The 19,390-nt window shown below is 38.0% G+C and carries 15 protein-coding genes and 1 other annotated feature; of the genes, 9 read left to right on the top strand and 6 right to left on the bottom strand.

The genetic code is table 11. The features are described from left to right. Positions 1–481: 481 nt before the first annotated feature. Both RTR43_RS03395 and RTR43_RS03400 read right to left on the bottom strand, forming a co-directional pair. Entirely contained in the window at positions 482–958 is a 477-nt protein-coding gene (locus tag RTR43_RS03395) for a glutathione peroxidase (RefSeq protein WP_312469801.1), read from the bottom strand. An 83-nt stretch (positions 959–1,041) separates the two neighbouring features. Further along, on the bottom strand, positions 1,042–1,713 hold the full coding sequence (locus RTR43_RS03400) for a lysoplasmalogenase (RefSeq protein ID WP_312469669.1): 672 nt from the start codon (positions 1,711–1,713) through the stop codon (positions 1,042–1,044). A 326-nt stretch (positions 1,714–2,039) separates the two neighbouring features. Between RTR43_RS03400 and RTR43_RS03405 the strand changes: the two genes are divergently transcribed. The 8 genes from RTR43_RS03405 to RTR43_RS03440 all read left to right on the top strand — a co-directional run bounded on the left by RTR43_RS03405 (position 2,040) and on the right by RTR43_RS03440 (position 11,895). Next, positions 2,040–2,255 (top strand): hypothetical protein, encoded by a 216-nt coding sequence (locus tag RTR43_RS03405; protein ID WP_312469670.1) that lies wholly within the window; start codon positions 2,040–2,042, stop codon positions 2,253–2,255. Between the two features lie 314 nt (positions 2,256–2,569). Beyond that, the gene (locus RTR43_RS03410) at positions 2,570–3,025 is read left to right on the top strand and encodes a VanZ family protein (protein WP_312469671.1); all 456 of its coding nucleotides are present in this window, start codon (positions 2,570–2,572) and stop codon (positions 3,023–3,025) included. A gap of 247 nt (positions 3,026–3,272) precedes the next feature. After that, positions 3,273–3,492: a binding site (T-box leader), on the top strand. A gap of 89 nt (positions 3,493–3,581) precedes the next feature. Next, positions 3,582–4,844 carry a tyrosine--tRNA ligase gene (gene tyrS, locus RTR43_RS03415; protein ID WP_312469672.1) on the top strand — a complete coding sequence of 421 codons (1,263 nt, stop codon included), beginning with the start codon at positions 3,582–3,584 and terminating at the stop codon, positions 4,842–4,844. A gap of 47 nt (positions 4,845–4,891) precedes the next feature. Further along, the gene (locus tag RTR43_RS03420) at positions 4,892–5,569 is read left to right on the top strand and encodes a protein rep (protein WP_312469673.1); all 678 of its coding nucleotides are present in this window, start codon (positions 4,892–4,894) and stop codon (positions 5,567–5,569) included. 704 nt (positions 5,570–6,273) lie between these two features. Further along, entirely contained in the window at positions 6,274–7,713 is a 1,440-nt protein-coding gene (tyrP, locus tag RTR43_RS03425) for a tyrosine-tyramine antiporter (RefSeq protein WP_312469675.1), read from the top strand. Between the two features lie 36 nt (positions 7,714–7,749). Further along, on the top strand, positions 7,750–9,642 hold the full coding sequence (gene tdc / locus RTR43_RS03430) for a tyrosine decarboxylase (protein WP_312469802.1): 1,893 nt from the start codon (positions 7,750–7,752) through the stop codon (positions 9,640–9,642). A gap of 209 nt (positions 9,643–9,851) precedes the next feature. Further along, on the top strand, positions 9,852–11,237 hold the full coding sequence (gene nhaC / locus RTR43_RS03435; protein WP_312469676.1) for a Na+/H+ antiporter NhaC: 1,386 nt from the start codon (positions 9,852–9,854) through the stop codon (positions 11,235–11,237). A 358-nt stretch (positions 11,238–11,595) separates the two neighbouring features. Next, the gene (locus tag RTR43_RS03440) at positions 11,596–11,895 is read left to right on the top strand and encodes a YerC/YecD family TrpR-related protein (protein ID WP_312469677.1); all 300 of its coding nucleotides are present in this window, start codon (positions 11,596–11,598) and stop codon (positions 11,893–11,895) included. Positions 11,896–12,070: 175 nt separating this feature from the next. On the opposite strand, the gene RTR43_RS03445 is transcribed toward RTR43_RS03440, so the two are convergent. The 4 genes from RTR43_RS03445 to tnpA form a co-directional block, all read right to left on the bottom strand. Beyond that, entirely contained in the window at positions 12,071–12,295 is a 225-nt protein-coding gene (locus tag RTR43_RS03445; protein WP_396954526.1) for a DUF2500 domain-containing protein, read from the bottom strand. Between the two features lie 187 nt (positions 12,296–12,482). Continuing rightward, a complete protein-coding gene (locus RTR43_RS03450; protein ID WP_312469678.1) occupies positions 12,483–13,487 on the bottom strand; it encodes a zinc ribbon domain-containing protein in 1,005 nt (334 codons plus the stop codon). A gap of 194 nt (positions 13,488–13,681) precedes the next feature. Next, complete coding sequence (locus RTR43_RS03455) at positions 13,682–13,897, bottom strand: hypothetical protein (RefSeq protein WP_312469679.1); 216 nt, start codon at positions 13,895–13,897, stop codon at positions 13,682–13,684. Between the two features lie 4 nt (positions 13,898–13,901). Continuing rightward, entirely contained in the window at positions 13,902–14,306 is a 405-nt protein-coding gene (gene tnpA / locus RTR43_RS03460) for an IS200/IS605 family transposase (RefSeq protein ID WP_312469680.1), read from the bottom strand. A 602-nt stretch (positions 14,307–14,908) separates the two neighbouring features. On the opposite strand from tnpA, the gene RTR43_RS03465 reads away from it, so the two are divergent. After that, positions 14,909–19,204, top strand: coding sequence for a S8 family serine peptidase (locus tag RTR43_RS03465; protein ID WP_312469681.1), 4,296 nt, complete (start codon positions 14,909–14,911; stop codon positions 19,202–19,204). Positions 19,205–19,390 lie beyond the last annotated feature (186 nt).

The raw sequence follows: 19,390 nt of genomic DNA on the forward strand, positions 1-19,390 counted from the left end.
AAAGCATACAGAACGTGTACTTTCCATATAGATTTACAACCCCTTTGAATTCATTAAATGCTTATATAAAATATTGATTATACTATAGGATTTGTTTTAATAATGCAAGTGTTGGGTTTTCCATAGAGGCAGCCTCACACTCAAGGTGATTAGGTGGCTTTTTTGGTGCAAAGAATAGGGCTTTAAGTGACCTAATAGGGAAAAATGAGACTGGCTTGGTTCATGAACGGGCTTTCCATTGACCGAAAAGAGAAAAATGAGGCTCAAGTGGTAAATGAACGGGCTCTTCATTGACCGAAAAGAGAAAAATGAGGCTCAAGCGGTAAATGAACGGGCTCTTCATTGACCGAAAAGAGAAAAAAGGGGCTCGCACGGTAAATGTACGAGCCCTCCATTGATTGATTTATGGTAGGGGTCAAACCTCACTGACCCGAATCAAAATAATAACACTGAATTTTTTTTCAAAGCATCATCTTAGTGATTACAATAATTTTACTAAATCATATTCAATATTGCGTGGATCTGTTGTTGGTGCATAGCGTTCAACAACTTGACCATTACGGTCGATAAGAAATTTTGTGAAATTCCATTTGATATTATTGGATAGGAGACCGCCTTTCTTTTCTTTTAAAAATGTAAATAAGGGCTCTGCATTGTGGCCATTTACCTCAACTTTTGCAAAGATGGGGAAGGTTACACCGTAATTAACCTGGCAAAACTGAGTCGTTTTTTCTATTTGATTAAATTCTTGATTGTTGAATTGGGCACATGGGAACCCTAATATCATCAATCCACGATCCTTGTATTTATCATATAATTTCTGAAGTCCCTTAAATTGAGGAGTAAAACCGCATTTGCTGGCTGTATTGACAATTATTAAGGGCTTACCCTCGAAGTCTTGTAATGATTTCTCCTCGCCATTGGTCATCTTTACATCAAAATCATAAACAGTTTTCATCATTTTTCCTCCTACCTAGCTAATTGAAATAATTGATTCCATTCGGTAAAACATCGTTGCTTTCCCACTTGCTGACTTTCTTTTTACAAATGGACATTTGTTCTTATGATTGTCTTACTGGTATCCGGCGCGAATGCTCGAAGGCTGCGGGCAATAAGAAATTGTGCGCTGTAATAGGTTATCATTATGAGCGGACCAGCAAAGGCTATATTGGAAACAAACATATTCCAGGATAAAATCGAGTCGGACACAACAAACAAAATGCTTCCAATTATTGCCCACTTGTTACCAGTCATGATAGCGGCCCAAGCCATTAAAGAAATCGCGATGACGTAAATGAGAACAGGAAGAATGAGGGCATTGTTTCCTTCTTGATGCAATGCAGCAATAATCTCTCTGCCGATCAGAAAAGCGTATAAACCAAGTGGTAAAATCATAGCCAAGCGAGACTTGGAAAATTTCCATTTACACAGAAAAGCTGTCATATAAAAGAGATGGCCGATGAGAAAGGCGCTTAAACCAACTACAAACCAACGAATCAGGCCATCACCCAGCATACAGAAAAACAATCCGAGTAAGATAATCCAAGGGGGAATTGACTTTTTTGCGGGAAATTGTAAGTAAGCGTAACTAATAATCAACAACATAGGGATAAGTTTGAAGAGAATCTTAACAGAAAATGGGCTATCAGGAATCATGAAAATGTAGATTATGCCCATCAATAAAATAAGCACGGGAAGCCAAGGAATTTTCATAAAGATTGCTCCTCTTTCTAAAAAATTTATTAGGAAGCGTACACCAATTGGATAAGTGTATACTTACTATAATTATATTCTATTTTTTAACATTTTTTCCTTCTGTTTTTTAGCAGGGGGTTCGGCTAAATTTTAAGTGAATATAGTGTATAAGCGAGACGGCGGCTCAGGTATTTTTAAAAGACAAGGGAAAAAAGTTTGAGCCTTTATCTCGTGCCTAGCCTCGATGAGGGATAGCGCATGTTCATTATCGATATTATTCCTAAATTTGTCACAAGGATATTTCATTTCTTTGGCTAACTAGTATGGGTACAGAGGAGTTGGTAATGATGCAGGTCGGAGCAAAGAAAAGCCTTGTTTATATTCCCTCCATGGGTTTTTTGGAAGTGGTTGGGGAGGAACGAGTGAAAAGAAAAGAGGAAGCACTGACTGAAAGTGAAATGATAGACAATACGATACTTAGAAGATTACAGAAACAGTATCCGGGATGCAGGATCATTCAAGATGGAAACAAATGGTCAGTCTTTCCTAAAGATTCCTAGTGACATTCATTCCCCTATTAAAAGGGAATTTGGTCAGAGTTTATCATAACCTTGTGGTAGTCACGCCCAAAATCATTGTAGTTTTTGTCGAAACGGTAAATATGGCATGTTATTTTCAGCAGAGGGCCTCCTCATGATTGAAGTGGATTCTATTAAACTAGCAACCGTTATGGGCCCTGATGCCTAAACACATCGTCTATTCAATGGATTCAAGTTATTACTGATACATCCTCTGTTTGTGGTATGCTGAAGAAAATAATCTTGATTAGAAAAGGTATATTTTTCAAATCAGAATGTAATTCGAGGAGGATTGGATGGCAAAATCAAAAAGATTCTGGGTGTTCGCGTTAATTATATGGATGGCTGTTATCTTTTTCTTCACTCAGCTGCCATATTTTACAGGGGAAAGTACAGCTGGAGTCATCTTTAAGTTGTTTGCTTTTGAACATGACGTGATTCATTCACCTAATGCAGGGTGGGTATTTATAGATGTGCTAAATTTTATCATTCGAAAGGCTGCTCATCTCACGGCGTTTGGAATTCTTGCCTTTTTATTTTTTCAGGTGCTTAGGAACTTTCGATATCCCTATCTCCTTTCCTGGTTTTTTACCTTTCTGTATGCAATGACAGATGAATGGCATCAGTCGTTAGTACCGAGCAGAACTGCTTCTTTTAAGGATGTATTAATTGATGGCTTCGGGGCATTCATCGCCTTGCTGCTTACCTATTTATTTTCCACTAGAAAAAGAAAAGCCCGGATGAAGAAATAGGATGAGACCATTCCACTCCTTATTGTCGTGTACCAATCTTTTTACTTATATCATTTTTGAGGCCGGATTCACTGTGAATCCGGTCTCCCTATATTTTAATTTAGGTTTTTATGATTGTGGGTACCGAACTTTTCAGACAATGAAAAGTAAGAATCAAAATGTGAACATTTTTAAAACTTTTATAATGTTTATGTATAGACGTTGACAATGTAATTTTAATTTACTATAATTGCTACAATCTAATATATCAAATACATTGAAAGAGCCCAGTAGCAGGTTGTCACTGTTATCGAGAAAGCTAGGGGTTGATGAAACCTAGCACAAACAAACCTGTGAATTACACTCTGGAGTAACTTAGGTAATGCTAAGCGGATTGGCAATCGATACTATTGCTAAGAGTGGTATGAATAGGCATCGTCCTATTTGTGCAATTTGGGTGGTAACGCGATTAAAAAATCGTCCCTTCGTCTACAACTGTAGATAAGGGGCGATTTTTTTTTATATTCTTACCTATTTAAGGTGAGAAAAACTTACAAATTAGAGGAGCTGGAAAGACATGAACATCATTGATGAATTGGAATGGCGCGATGCGATTAACCAACAAACGGATGCAGAAGAATTACGTAAGCTAGTAGAAGAGCAAGAGATCTCTTTGTACTGCGGCGTAGATCCAACTGGCGACAGTATGCATATTGGACATTTAATTCCATTTATGATGATGAAGCGTTTCCAACTAGCTGGACATCATCCAGTTATTTTAATTGGAGGGGCTACAGGAACAATCGGTGATCCAAGTGGACGTCAAACAGAAAGAACACTTCAAACACTAGAACAAGTACAGGATAATGTTGATGCTTTAACCGCACAAATGCAAAAGCTATTTGACTTTGGCGGAAAAAGCAGCGTGAAAATGGTAAATAACTACGATTGGACACATCAAGTAAACATTATTGACTTTTTACGCGATTACGGGAAACACTTTAGCGTCAATAATATGTTAGCGAAAGATATTGTAGCTAGTCGTTTAGATACAGGGATTTCATTTACAGAATTCTCATACCAGATTTTACAATCAATGGATTTCCATCACTTATACAAAGAAGAAGGCGTACGCCTGCAAATTGGTGGTAGTGACCAATGGGGAAATATTACAAGTGGTATCGACCTTATTCGTAGAAAAGAAGGACCAGAAGCAAAAGTCTTTGGATTAACGATTCCATTGCTATTAAAAGCAGATGGTACGAAGTTTGGTAAAACAGCAGGAGGAGCTATCTGGTTAGATCCTAAGAAAACTACACCATTTGAATTCTTCCAGTTCTGGGTGAACACAGATGATCGCGATGTCATCAGATACTTGAAATTCTTCACCTTCTTAACAAAGGATCGAATTGACGAATTAGCAGTGAAGGTTCAAACAGAGCCACATAAACGTGAAGCACAAAAAGTGTTAGCAGAAGAAATGACGAAATTTGTTCATGGTGAGCATGCACTGCATCAAGCATTAAAAATTACAGAGGCACTATTTAGCGGGGATGTTAAAGCATTAACAGCAGATGAAATTGAACAAGGCTTTAAAAACATGCCGACTTTCCATGCTTCAAAGGAATCAAAAAATATTGTCGATTGGTTAGTGGAATTAGGAATTGAGCCTTCTAAACGCCAAGCAAGAGAAGATATTAATAGCGGAGCCATTTCGATGAACGGAGACAAAGTAACAGATGTGAATACGGATGTTACAGTAGAAAATTCATTCGATGGAAGATTTATCATTATCCGTAAAGGTAAAAAGAATTACAGCCTAGTAAAATTAGGAGAATAAAACTCTGTAAAAACGTAGCGTTATGAAGTGGAAGTGAAGGATTAATTATGCTTCTATCATGGGAACGAGCAGTGGAATTAGCATACTTAAATCACCAAGTGATAACAGAAGTAAATAAAAAGCAGCAAGTGAATTGGTTATTGGTCGATTTGGGCTTGGAAAATATAACCATGGAACAGATTAATCAGATCTTAGACAAGATGTTAATTGGCTTCAATCGGTTGTTTAAGTATAAGTCTATTCAACAAGCCAGTCTCGGTTATTTTAGGATGCTGGATATTGTGAAAAAAGGCGATAGGTACCATCCGAGAATTCACATTTTACTTCCAATGATCAAAAGTTACTATCAAGGGAGATACTATATCAAATATGATAACTGGATCTCTTTGTGGAGTCGAGCAGTTGGGATCGGAAATGGTTTGTTTGTTAAAGTGAAAGTAGTGAACGGAAGAGATGCTGAACGTGAAAATATCCAAGAAAAATTGTTAAACTTTCGTGAACAAGAAAGTGAAATTCCTTTTCGGGAAAGTCCAATCATTACACCTAGACGTTTAATCGGATATAGCAAATTGTTAAAAAATGTAACTGAGCACTTGGGAAATGATAATAAACTTCGTTTAGACGTGGATGAATTTTGTATAAATGATCCCATTGCCAATCAAGCGTTTTTCCATATGTTAGACTGGCATCCAGGTGTAAGAGAAGAGGAAAAATTACTTTTTTAGTATAACAATCCAAATATTGGTTAGGTATTTTTTGAAGGAAGAGTGGAGAAAGTCCACTCTTCCTTTTTTTATGGATTTAGCTGTACTTATTAATCCTGCGACTTTTGGGCAGTAGGAACAAAAACCTGAAGGTACTGATATATCGAATGAAAAGTCCCATAAGGGGTGTATCAACCATATGAATAAAAACCAAAAATAGGAAAGCGCAACTATGTTAATTTTGTATTATTATTCATTAATATTAATAATTTTTAATCTAACTTTTTAAAGTAAAAGCTTTTATGCTTCAATTGATAAAAGCATAAAACCTTTAAAGTTTTGAATAATAAGTTTTTGATTTTTTGTAACAAATGCTATTAAATCAATGGTTTTTGTGATGTTGACAAAACAAAAATACAGGAGTAGACTGACGTCGTAAGTTGAAATGTGAAGCGCCTCACAAGTAGGGATCCTAGTTTTAATAATGGATTTTCAACAAAACAAATGTTTATTTTATGAATATTATTCATGTTGTTTTTGGATGTATTCTACAAAATAACAGCATTGTTTGAAGAAAGGGATGATTCTATCAGATCTACAAACTTCGTATCAGCTAACATGTTTTCATACCCTAATTTTTAAAGTGAGCTATTCCATTGGAAATTAGCGTATTCAATCAGTTTATTATTCTATAAAAATTAAATACGGGAGAGAAGGATATTGTTATGGCTAAGACAAACAAATTAACGCTATTTGGGTTAATTGGAATTACCATGGCATTCTTTGGTACTGTACGTAGTGTACCAACACTTGCTATTACAGGGTGGACGCAAATCTTCTATATGCTAATTGCTGCGGTTGTATTTGCGTTACCGATTGCGTTAATGTCGGCTGAGCTTTCGACAGGATTTTCTGAAGAGGGTGGGCCTCAGGTTTGGGTTAAAAATGCATTAGGTGATAAATGGGGATTTGTTACCTCGTGGTTATTATGGGTTCAAATGTTTTTTGGGATGGTAATGGTTTCATCAACTGTTGGTGTCCTACTAGGCTACGTTATTAATAAACCGGAATTATCTTCAAACAACTACTTTATTTTTGCAGTCATCTTAATTTCATACTGGGGTGTAACGTTATTAAACCTCAAGTTTGATATGGTAAAAATCGCTGGTAACTGGGGCGCTGTAATAGGTGTATATATTCCATTTGTTCTTCTCGTTGGTTTAGGTCTTATTCACATGATCAAAAATGGAATTCAGCCAAACAGTTACTTAGGACATTTTAAGCCAAGTGATTTAGTACCCAATTTTAAAGACTTAGGAAGCATTACGTATTTATCAGGGATTATCTTTATTTTTGCAGGCGTAGAGATTTCATCTGTACATGCCAATAATATTAAAAATCCTAAACGTAACTATCCAATCGCGGTTATCTCTTCTGTTATTTTGTTAGTCATCTTTAATATTATTGCTGGTTTAACCGTTTCTAACGCAGTTCCGAAAGGTAAGCTAGAGTTAGCTAATATTACACAACCATACATGATTTTCTGTCAAGACTTAGGAATTCCAACGATCTTTGTAAACATCATTTCTTTAATGATCTTAATTGGTGTTTTAGTGCAGCTTAGTGCATGGGTACTTGGACCAAGTAAATCTATGATTAAAGTAGCAGACGAAGGGAATCTACCAAAGTTCTTCCAAAAGAGAACCAAGAAAGACATCCCGATTACGTTTGTCATGATTCAAGCCATTGTTATTTCGTTAGTATCTTTCTTATATGTAGTCGTTCCAGATATTAATAGTGCATTCCTGATTATTACCATTACGACAACGATTCTATATTGTATCGTATATGCTTTAATTGCTATTTCAGCCATTCGCTTACGCTATAACATGCCTAATATTAAGAGACCATTTAGATTAGGTAGTAAGGGAAATGGATTAATGTGGTTTGTCTCTCTTTTCTCTATGGCAGGTATCGTCCTTACGATTATTGTAAGTTTGATTCCACCATCCATTTTAAAACCAAGTCAGTATACAGGTTACGTAGCATTCCAAGTGATCGCTACAGTCGTTATGATTGGAATCGCTCTGATCATTAACAAATGTAAGAAACCAGAATGGAAGAAAGAAGATCACGAAGTGGAATATTTAAAACAAGCGAATTAATGAATAAAAATTAATGAAGTAATGGAGGAATTGAAAATGAGATACGAAATGCCAGATATTAATTTAAAAGCATTATTCTTAGGAGTTAAAGGGGAAAATACAGATTTATTTAAAGAATTATTATTAAAAATGGTCGATGAGCATGTTGGTTGGAGACAAAACTATATGCCACAAGACTTACCTGTGATTACACCTCAAGACAAAAGCTCTAAAAGTTTCCAAGAAACGGCTGATCATATGCGCAGTGTGTTCAATCTATTATCTTCTAAACTACGTGCGAACTCACTACCTTGGCATTCTGCTGGTCGTTTCTGGGGACATATGAACTCTGAAACTTTAATGCCTGCGATCATCGCTTATTCAGCAGCCATGTTATGGAATGGTAATAACGTAGCATATGAATCTTCACCAGGTACTTCTCAAATGGAAGAAGAAGTGGGACATGAATTTGCTACACTTATGAGCTATGTAAAAGGGAAAAGCTGGGGTCATATTTGCGCAGATGGTTCCATTGCGAACTTAGAGGGCCTATGGTATGCACGTAACATTAAATCATTACCACTTGCGATTAAAGAAGTAGCTCCTGAATATGTTGCAGGTAAATCTGAATGGGAATTACTGAATATGCCTACAGCAGAAATTCTAGATATTCTCGATCAAATTCCTGAAAAAATGGATGAAATTAAAGCTCATTCTGCACGTAGTGGTAAACAACTACAAAAATTAGGGAAATGGTTAATCCCACAAACTAAACACTATTCTTGGTTAAAAGCGGCTGATATTATTGGTGTTGGTCTTGACTGTGTAGAACAAATCGATGTTGATGACAACTATCGCATGGACATTGACAAATTAGAAGCGAAAATTCGTGAATTGGCAGCACAACAAATTCCTGTTCTAGGTGTAGTTGGCGTTATTGGTACAACGGAAGAAGGTCAAGTAGACCGTATTGATAAAATGGTAGAACTTCGTGAAAAATTAGCGAAAGAAGGCATCTATTTCTACATTCACGTAGATGCTGCTTATGGTGGTTATGCTCGTGCTATTTTCTTAGATGAAAATAACGAATTTATCGAATGGGAAAAAATCGATGAAGTATATGCTAAACACAACATCTTCTCTGAGCCATGTGAATGGTTAACAAAAGAAATCTATGATTCTTTTAAAGCAATGAATCAAGCTGAAACAATTACCATTGACCCACACAAAATGGGATATATCCCTTACTCTGCAGGTGGAATTGTCATCAAAGATATTAGAATGCGCGATGCCATTTCGTACTTTGCAACCTATGTATTTGAAAAAGGTGCAGATATTCCGGCTTTATTAGGTGCTTATATGTTAGAAGGATCTAAAGCAGGTGCTACCGCAGCAGCTGTTTGGACAGCCCATAAAGTATTACCGCTAAATGTAACTGGTTATGGTAAATTAATCGGTGCAAGTATTGAAGGAGCTTATCGTTTCTACCACTTCTTATATGGAAAAGAATTCAAAGTGGGCGATAAAACAATCCGTCTGTATCCATTAACAAGACCAGATTTCAATATGGTTGACTATGTATTCAATGAAGTAGGCAATACCGATTTAGAAAAAATGAACAAATTAAACCATGACTTTTTCGATCAGGCTTCTTATGTGAAAGGCGGCTTGTACGATAATGAGTTTATTACTTCTCATACTGACTTCGCTATTCCAGACTATGGCAACAGCCCACTTCCATTTGTGAAGAGTCTTGGATTTAGCGAAAGAGAATGGGATCGCGAAGGCAAAGTTACGGTACTACGTGCTAGTGCGCTATCTCCATACGCTCATGATAAAGATGTATTTGAAGAATATGCTTGTGAGATCGAAAAAGCCATGCAATCTAAATTAGAAAGAATCTACAGTGAAATGGAAGTAAATGCAAAAGTTGAGGTTGCAGTACGTTAATCGTTTAATAGCTAGGTGAATAAAGTAGGGCATAAACATCCGCTGGAACAAGTTGAAAGTATTCATTATACTATCCAAAGCATTGTTTATGCCCTCTATCTATCTTTAATAGTTTGTCTACTATAGAGTTCAGATGTTAATTGCTCAATCGTTCACAAATATAGAAAGGTAGAATTCTATAACATTTGACTCATAAGGAGCTTATTAAAATGAAAAAAGAGGTCACTCTAAAAGAAAGTATCTTTCTTTTAGTCGTTTTATTAGCCATTATAGGAACCTGCATCATAGCCTTAGGTGTACCTCCTCAAGTGCCGATTTTAATTGCCATCGGATTGGTTGTGTTATTTGCAAAATTGAAAGGTTTTTCTTGGGAGACCATTCATGATGGCATTCAAAATGGAATTACACCGGGTTTAATTCCGATCATCATATTTATGTTAATCGGGATTTTAATTAGTGTATGGATTGCAGCAGGAACCATTCCAACCATTATGATCTACGGATTTAAAGTTTTGTCTGCCAAATTCTTTTTACCTTCTGTTTTTGTCATCTGTACATTGGTAGGGATAACAGTGGGCAGCTCCTTTACAACCATTTCCACTGTGGGTATTGCCTTATTAGGAATGGGACAAATGATGGGCTTTAACCCAGCAATGACTGCAGGTGCCATTATTTCAGGTGCCTTTTTAGGGAATAACATTTCCCCATTGTCTGATACAGCGAACTTAGCAGCTGCTATTGCCGAAGTAGATTTATTTGACCATATTCGCAGCATGATGAGAACCATTATTCCAGCTTTTATAATATCTCTTATTTTTTTCGCAATTTTGGGACACGGGGCGTCAGGATCAGCAGGGAATAAAATCGACGAACTCGTTCAAACACTTCATTCATCTTTCACCATTTCAGTTTTTACCTTAATTCCAGTATTAGTATTATTTATCTGTGCAATAAAAAAAGTGCCAGCTATTCCGACGTTATTACTTAGTATCGCCGTTACCATTGGGATCATTTATTGTTACCACCCGCATACTAGCTTTAGCCAAATTGCTGCTTATATGCAGGATGGATTTGTTTCCAAAACAGGCGTCAAGACGGTAGATCAATTGCTTACTCGTGGTGGAATGCAAAGCATGATGTGGTCTGTTTCTCTTATCCTTCTTGCTTTAGCATTAGGCGGATTATTAGTAGAAATTAAAATTATTGAAAAGCTCATTTCAAGAATTTCGGGCGTGGTAAGTGCGAAAGGAAACTTGATGCTAATGACGGCATTAAGCTCAATTGGGATCAATGTTCTTTTAGGAGAGCAGTATTTATCCGTTATTTTGCCTGGAAAAGCATTTAAATCACAATATGAGGCCATTCATTTAGAGCCGAAAAATCTATCTGGAATCTTAGCGAATGCCGGAGCTGCTGTGAATCCATTAATTCCATGGGGAGTGAGTGGTGTGTTTATCACAGGTACTTTAGGTGTATCTACGCTTCACTATTTACCGTTCGCAATCTTTAGTTTGATCGTTCCGGTCATTCATATTGCTTTAGGATTTATGGGTAATGACAAAAAACAAGTGGAAGAATACAAAAAAGCTAGTTAGCATTAAATATTGGTAATTTACAGAAATTACGGATAAAAGAGCTGGTGAATGCCAGCTTTTTGTATTAATGAAATTATTCTGATATAGTCCATATTTTAGACGAAAATCCGCCACTAATTATTAATATAAGGATGGGATTAATGATATTAAAATAGTGATATAATACTTTATGCTCTTATTACAATAGATTTCTAGGTTGATATATTTGCCATTCATTGTTTCGGAGTGAACGTATTTTTCTGTGAAATAATTAATGGAATAAAGTGGAATGCTATTGTGGAAGAGTTTTCTTATCCTTCGACATAAGAAGTGGATTTTGTGCGGTACAGGCTACTCTAATGAAAGTGGTGGTAGGCTTATGCTAATAGATCAATTACGTGGAAAAGATTTAGATGAATTTTTTGAAGCAATTTTAACATTAGAAACGGAAGAGGAGTGCTATAGATTCTTTGATGATTTATTCACTGTGAAGGAGTTGAATACAATCTTTCAAAGATTTAAAGTAGCGAAATCTTTATATAATAACAGTACTTATCATAAAATTGAAGAAGAAGTCGGAGCGAGTGCAGCAACCATTTCTCGTGTGAAGAGATCGTTACATTATGGAAACGATATGTACGATGTTGTTTTTAAGCGTATGAAAAAAAATCGTGAATGATTAGCTTAAAGATGAAAATGGGTGTTGTGGATGAAACGGCACATAGAATCGAAAAACGGCAGATAACCTGGCCAAAATGGCACATATCCGTTTTTTTGCAGGTAAAAATCAAGAAAAAGGGCTCCTAAAATAATAAAAGGAGCTCTTTTTAATGGTGTCGCTAAAATGAGTTCAATTAACGAATTCTGATGTTTTTATTGGCCCTAATAAAGCCATGATATCTTGTGCCTTGGAAGGCCAGCTGTCCGTTGTCCCCTTCAACAAGCATGCCATATTCAGTAACCATTACCTCAAATTCTATCCTATCTCCACTTTCTACCTCAAACGTAGCAAAATACTGACGCTCTCCCCATCCATAAATGAAGGGGGTTCCACCTTTAAATAACCTGGGCTCTTCCAATCTCCAGAATGAATCTAGAAAATGAACTTTACTTTGGTCTAAAAGGCTTCAACAGCCGAAATCGTTCTAATGCAAATAATCGAAACAGGACTATTTACATGGGCTCGGATTCCCTCACCACTCACAACTTATTGACTGTTTCGGGGTACGTCTGCACCGAGAGATTTAGCCTGCCATCTCAAAGGGTTTATATACCAAATGTTGAAATGAGCTTTCTTTCTGGTTTCCTTCTTTCCAAATTCGAAACACACTTATCCAAAACAAAGGAAAATTGAATCCAATCCATTTTTGCATTTTTGATATCTACACGATTAGATTTGGTTACATATCTAGCCAAAAATGCACTATATAGGTCACGTTGGGCAACTACCCCGCACCCGCATTTATGCCATCTTTCTTTGAGTGGTTTTTTCTTTATCATTCCACAGTGACAGGTTTGAGATAACTTCGTGGAGTAGGTAGGAAATTCCCGGAAATCTCCGCCGCGAGATTTCACTTTTCTTTTTAAGCTGTTTAAAAACATACCTGGTGCCTTTCTAGCAATACTTTTCCCGAACATTTTTTGAAAGGCTTTATACGACAATTTTTCTGTTTGTATAGAGGATGAGCGTTGTAAGATTTGGTTCGTGTCTCGTCCATGCAGCTGCTTTCTTACTTCTTTGATCCTTCTCTCCAATTCTCGGTGCTTTGAACGAGTATGGAGATAGCGATTGGAGTAAACCCATTTCTTTTTCCCTTTTTTTACCGTTCCATTGTTTTGATAGTTACTAGGGTTATTGGCTCTACGTTGCCTGTCCATTTTGCGGTTTATTCTTCTTTTATCTTTATCTATCAAAACCACTTCTTCGCAAAACTCTTTTAATTCTGCTATCGATTCCCCAACAATCGCAATCGTAGAAGGGCCAATATCCAGTCCTATATTCTCTTTTCCTAATTCATATTTCTGATATGGATTTCCTTCCAAAATTAATTGGGCATAAAAACGGTTTTTCCCTTTAACCTCCTTTTTTATAATTCTGCAAAATTTTATTTTCTGTTTTAAAGCATACTGCATCCATTTATCTTTCGGATCTAATAAGCATTTCAATGTAAGGTTTTTACCAACGAAAACATATCCATTTGAATACGTAAGAAATGTTTTATTATTTTTCCCTTCTACTGTTACAAACTCACCCTTCCGTTTAAACCTCACCTTTTTGGCACGTTTAAATGCATATTTTTGAGTGGCTTTAAAAGCTCGGGTAGATACTTTTTGGCATACGTGAGTTCCTAAATGTTCTGCAATAAATTTAGAATCATTTTTCGTTTTTGTCCCAAAGGATTGGATGGATGCATCCGTAAATCCAAATGTCTCATTGAGATATTTAAAATTACCTCTGCGTTTTTCTACATCTGCTTCTGATGTTTTTGATAGTTGAAAGTTTCCTTATATAATTCCGTTCCTTGAACCATCTTAAGTCTTTTCAAACATTCGCCAAGACAGGCATTGTATAGCAGCCTTGCACAATCAGACAACACCAAAAGCTGTTTCTCTTCCTTCAAATTCGTTTTCAATCGAATCGTCGCCACAAAAGAAGGGGTTCTATCTTTTGATGTTGCCATGGGATTACACTCCTTTTTGGTTTTCTATGTACTGTTTCACCACTTCAAGTGTAGTGCCACCTACAGTGGAAACAAAATAGCTATTCGTCCAAAGGGAAGGGATTCTACTTTTTAACCACGGGAATTCACTGCGTAAGTACCGAGAACTTCTTCCTTTCATCATTCTAATGAGTTTATTAATTCCTAACTGGGGATCGCATTCAACAAGGAGATGAACGTGATCAGGCATGATTTCCATTTCAATCACTTCAGAATGAGTTTCTTCTGCAACTTCAAAAATAATAGATTTAAGCCTTTCATCTACTCTGTTTATTAAGACACTTCTTCTATATTTAGGACACCAAACTACATGATATTTGCAGGAATATACTACGTTATTATTGCTTTTATACTGGATTAGACTTTTCATATATCTATTATATCAAAAACCCCAAACTAATTCCAATATTTTAGGAACATTTGTTCTAAAAAAAACAAACAACCTCACCCCATACATGAATGTAGGGGCTTGCGGTTGTTTGTTTTGGTCACTATATGCCCTGCTTTCTCCGCCGCCGCGTACAGCGGTCCTTTTAGTCACTACCCTGGCATTCATTAACGTGTAGAATGGCATTTACGTATTTCATGTGGAAGTGGGGAAAATAAAACTATTAAATTACTGAATGTGAAAATTTGTCCATTTCTATGTATCAATTAAACTAGGACCATTGAATTATTTTTAGAAAAAAATGGAATATTATCCTCGAAAAAGATGGTGGAACTAGTAAAAAGGATATAGCTGAAATATGAAACAAGCACTGTCGACATTACTTCGGACTAATTTTCCAATTTTCCCAATAACAACTAAACTATCAATTTCTGAATATTCTAATTTATATGACGAGATTCGACACAAAAGCCAGTTTTAAAGGGCTATTTTTAAAGTAGCACCTAGTTATTGACATATAGTGTGCACGAGAAAGGAGGGTAGTAGATTCATTGATGAAGGAAAATACTTAGGGGGGTAAGAGGATGAAAAGAAAACAACGCCGATGGTTATCGATTCTACTTACAGCCATTCTAGTATTGCCGTTGCTCTTGCAACCGCAAATGAATGCTGACGCTGCTACAAAAGGAGTAAGTGTTTCAGCCAAGGATGAGCTGCCAACACCAAAGCAAAAAGTAACGAATTCGTTGTACAAGCAATTTGCTGATCAAGATAAAGTTACCTTTCTTATCAAAATGAAAGAGCAGGTGGATTCAGCTAAAGTTGCCAAGGCAGCTGAGGATAAAGCCAAGCAGCAGAAGGCGACACCTGCAAAAACAAAATCATTAAAGCGAAACACAATTGTTTCCGAGTTAAAAGCAACGGCAAAAGAAACACAGTCTGACGTGTTAGCGTTTCTTGAAGAGCAAGTGAAGGCTGGAAAGGCCAAGGATGTTCATTCCTACTATATCGTGAATGCGATTGCGGTTACAGCAACACAAGAAGTAATGGAAAAAGCAGCAGCATTTCTAGAGGTTGAAAAAATCCTCCCGAACGAAACAAGACAATTGTTCGTTCCGGAAAAATCCTCAGGTACAGCTGTACAAGAACCGGCAGCAGGAACCAATTCGATCGAATGGAATATTGATCGTGTAGGAGCCCCTGCAGTTTGGGAAATGGGGATCGATGGCAGCGGGGTTGTCATTGGTTCGATTGATACCGGAGTGCAATGGAATCATCCGGCATTAAAGGAAAAATATCGCGGTTATAATCCAGCAACAGGTCAAGCGGATAATACGTATAGCTGGTTTGATGCAACTCGTGGTCAAACTACACCATATGATGACCACGGGCATGGAACACATACAACAGGAACGATGGTTGGTTCAGAGCCAAATGGTTCCAATATCATCGGTGTCGCACCAGGTGCAAAGTGGATTGCGGCAAAGGCATTCACAGCAGCTGGCGGTACAGATGCAGATTTGTTAAGAGCTGGCGAATGGATGATTGCCCCAGGTGGAAACCCTGATAAGGCACCAGATGTTATTAATAATTCATGGGGCGGAGGTCCTGGACTTGATGAGTGGTACCGTCCAATGGTTCGGGCATGGAAAGCAGCAGAAATCTTCCCAGAATTCTCTGCTGGAAATACAACGTTAAGTAATCCTGGAGGTCCTGGATCTGTTGCCAACCCTGCTAACTATCCAGAATCCTTCGCGACAGGAGCTACCGATATTAACAACAAACTTGGAAGCTTTTCCTTACTTGGACCATCTCCATATGGGGAAATCAAACCAGAAATTGCAGCACCTGGTGTCAATATCCGTTCTTCCGTCCCTGGCGGCAGCTATGAAGGCGGCTGGAATGGAACCTCGATGGCTGGTCCGCATGTATCAGCGGCAGTTGCCTTACTAAAGCAAGCAAATGCAAGTTTAACGGTTGATGATTTAGAAAGAATTTTACAAACATCAGCTATTCCTTTAACAGACAACAAATACCCAACATCACCAAATAACGGTTATGGCTCAGGATTATTGAATGTATTTGATGCCGTATCTTCTGTTGTTTCTGGTTTAGGGAAACTGAAAGGCCAAGTAACAAAAGATGGAACCGACAGTGAAGCACCGGTGTTAACGCATTCCCAACCTGCCACGGTTTTTGCAGGAATGCCGCTAACGTTAGAAGCTTCAGCTGCCGACAATATTAGTGTAACAAATGTATCGTTACAATATCAAAAGCAAAATGGTTCATGGACGACTGTTGCTGCCGAACGGACTAGCGGGGATTATAAAAATGGAACGTACCGCGTGAATATTCCTGGTGCAGAGATTTCAGGCAATGCATTCAATTACAAATGGAAAGCAGTTGACTTTGGTGGAAATGAAACGGTGAGTGAACATCGGATCACCGTGCTTCCGGGAATTACAGTCGGTTATGTGCAAGATTTTGAAAGTAATCCGGGCGGATGGTCTTCATACGGGGCCAATGATTCATGGCAGTGGGGTAAGCCAACGAGCGGCCCTAGCAAGGCCTTCTCTGGTGAGAAAGTCTATGCGACCAATCTTGGCGGAGCCTATGCGAGCAACGCAAATGCTTCCTTACAGATGCCGCCAATTGATTTACCGCAAGGAAGCAGCTACCTGCAATTCAAGCAATGGTACGAACTTGAGAGAAACTATGATTTCGGCCATGTTTATGTTTCAACAGATGCGGTAAACTGGGTTCAAAAGCTTCGTGTCAATGATGTGTCAAATGGTTGGATTGACGGTCAAGTCGATTTAAGTGAATATGCGGGCCAAAGAATTTACATTGCCTTCAACCTAAAAACAGATGGCAGTGTAACAAAACTTGGCTGGTATTTAGATGATGTTCGTCTATCGAATACACCACTTGCTGCACCACAAAAAGCAGAGGTGGACGTCACTACTGAAAAAGAGGAGTCTGCAACTGATTCTGTTAAAAAGGAAAAGGTCAATCCGGATAAGTTCACTCTGATGATGCCTGAGGTGAAAAAGGAAGCAACCACTGAAAAGGCTGCTCCAATGCAATTACCTATGCAGGCTCAAGTAACGGTTGTGGAATCCGGTCGTTCTGTAACCACCAATCCGGCTAATGGAAGCTTTGAGATGACACATGCAGCAGGAACATTTACGGTCATTGCTGAAAGCTATGGCTATCACTCGCAAACTAAATCAGTAACGATTGCACAGGACGGAGAAGCAACAGCGAACTTTACACTTCAGGAAAAAGCGAAGGGAACTGTTTCAGGAACGATCAAGAATAAGGCATCAGGACAGCCAGTTGCTGGGGCGACTGTTTATGTGATTGAAGATGCAGCTGTTCAGCCTGTCCAAACGGATGCAAACGGGCATTTTACGATCACTGCCTATGAAGGGGATTATACGCTTAAAGTCATTGCACCTCACTATTATAGTCAGGAAGCAACGATTAAACTTAAAGGAAATATTGAGAAAAATTTCGATATTAAGCCTTTCATCGGTTTCCCAAGTGAGATTGGTTATGACGATGGCACTGCGGAAAATGCGCGAGCTTTTTACGATGCCGGAAATGGCTGGGCTGTAAAAATGTCATTAGCAAAAGGGCAGAAAAAGGCATTAGTGACAGGCGGCTTGTTCCGCTTCTGGACTTCAGAATGGCCAGTTCCAGGCGGCACTGCCTTCAAAGTAGCCGTATATGATGCTTCAGGTCCTGACGGTGCACCTGGTAAAAAACTAGCCGGTCCATTTGATGCTACTGCACTTCGAAATGGTCAGTGGACAAAAGTGGATTTGAACAGCCATGGTATCCTTGTTGAAGGAGATTTCTATATGGTCTACATCCAAGCTGCAGCAAATACAAGCTCTCCTGGTCTAGCAACAGATGAGAATGGTCCAAATGCGAAACGAAGCTGGCAGCTAGTTGGTGGCGCATGGACACCTTCTCCAGAAGCTGAGGGTAATTATATGATTCGTGCCGTGGTTGATTATGAAGTAACAGAACCATCGATTACCTCTCCTGTTGATGGAACGTTCACGAACGTTGAAACAGTAACTGTGAAAGGTGAAGCTGCACCAACGACAAAGGTTCATATATTTAATAAAGGCGAAGAAGTCGCTTCCGTTAATACAAAGGATGATGGCAGCTATGCTGTTGACGTGAAACTCAAAAAGGGTGAGAATCAATTAACGGCTAAGGCTTCCACGTCCCAAGGGATGACGGATGCATCTGCGCCAGTTACGGTAACCTTTGATGCCGAAGCGCCGGAATTAACCATTGATACACCAACAGATGGAAGTAAAATGAATATGGAAACGGTCACGGTTAAAGGAAAAGTGAAAGATGATCATTTAAATTTTGTCCTTGTCAATGGAACAACAGCAAAAGTTGAAAATGGAACCTATTCCGCCAGAATTATGCTGGATGAAGGAATCAATCAAATCAAGGTTTTGGCCAAGGATAAGGCAGGAAACACGACGGAAAAATCGTTAAAAGTTGACGTGAAATACACGCCACCATTGATTAAAAATGTAAAACCTTCTGAAGATAAGGAATTGAAGAAAGGCGAAAGTGTAAAGATTGAGTTCACGAGTGAACCTGGCTTGAAAACATCTTTCTTCATTCATATGCCGTTGACACAAACGAAAACATCGCAACTAGCAAATGCAACAGAGCTTCCAATGATGGAGGTGTCACCAGGATATTATGTCGGATATTACACCGCTACGAAGGACATGGTTGCCGACGGTGCCGTCATTGAGGTGAAGGCTGTGGATTCCTATGGTAATGAGTCAAGACAAGCAGCTGACGGAAAATTGTATATTAATGTGAAGAAAAAGAAATAAAGAATAGGTAGAATCGTTTATATCAAATGGAGCTCTCCACTTTTTTGTGGCAGTGCTCCTTTTTTTTATAATTTATTATTTTGAAGTCGTTCGATAATAAGCAATTTACTATCCACATCAGTGAAATATTTACTAATAATCAGTTTTTAAAATTAATGAACTTGGTTTTCAATAAACTATCGAATA

The organism is Neobacillus sp., from assembly GCF_031988165.1.
GTDB lineage: Bacteria > Bacillota > Bacilli > Bacillales > Cytobacillaceae > Neobacillus > Neobacillus rhizosphaerae.

Excerpts from the sequence above, each read along its gene's own strand:
- RTR43_RS03395 (WP_312469801.1), bottom strand. The coding sequence starts at position 958 with ATGAAAACTGTTTATGATTTTGATGTAAAGATGACCAATGGCGAGGAG.
- RTR43_RS03400 (WP_312469669.1), bottom strand. The coding sequence starts at position 1,713 with ATGAAAATTCCTTGGCTTCCCGTGCTTATTTTATTGATGGGCATAATC.
- RTR43_RS03405 (WP_312469670.1), top strand. The coding sequence starts at position 2,040 with ATGATGCAGGTCGGAGCAAAGAAAAGCCTTGTTTATATTCCCTCCATG.
- RTR43_RS03410 (WP_312469671.1), top strand. The coding sequence starts at position 2,570 with ATGGCAAAATCAAAAAGATTCTGGGTGTTCGCGTTAATTATATGGATG.
- tyrS (WP_312469672.1), top strand. The coding sequence starts at position 3,582 with ATGAACATCATTGATGAATTGGAATGGCGCGATGCGATTAACCAACAA.
- RTR43_RS03420 (WP_312469673.1), top strand. The coding sequence starts at position 4,892 with ATGCTTCTATCATGGGAACGAGCAGTGGAATTAGCATACTTAAATCAC.
- tyrP (WP_312469675.1), top strand. The coding sequence starts at position 6,274 with ATGGCTAAGACAAACAAATTAACGCTATTTGGGTTAATTGGAATTACC.
- tdc (WP_312469802.1), top strand. The coding sequence starts at position 7,750 with ATGAGATACGAAATGCCAGATATTAATTTAAAAGCATTATTCTTAGGA.
- nhaC (WP_312469676.1), top strand. The coding sequence starts at position 9,852 with ATGAAAAAAGAGGTCACTCTAAAAGAAAGTATCTTTCTTTTAGTCGTT.
- RTR43_RS03440 (WP_312469677.1), top strand. The coding sequence starts at position 11,596 with ATGCTAATAGATCAATTACGTGGAAAAGATTTAGATGAATTTTTTGAA.
- RTR43_RS03455 (WP_312469679.1), bottom strand. The coding sequence starts at position 13,897 with ATGGCAACATCAAAAGATAGAACCCCTTCTTTTGTGGCGACGATTCGA.
- tnpA (WP_312469680.1), bottom strand. The coding sequence starts at position 14,306 with ATGAAAAGTCTAATCCAGTATAAAAGCAATAATAACGTAGTATATTCC.
- RTR43_RS03465 (WP_312469681.1), top strand. The coding sequence starts at position 14,909 with ATGAAAAGAAAACAACGCCGATGGTTATCGATTCTACTTACAGCCATT.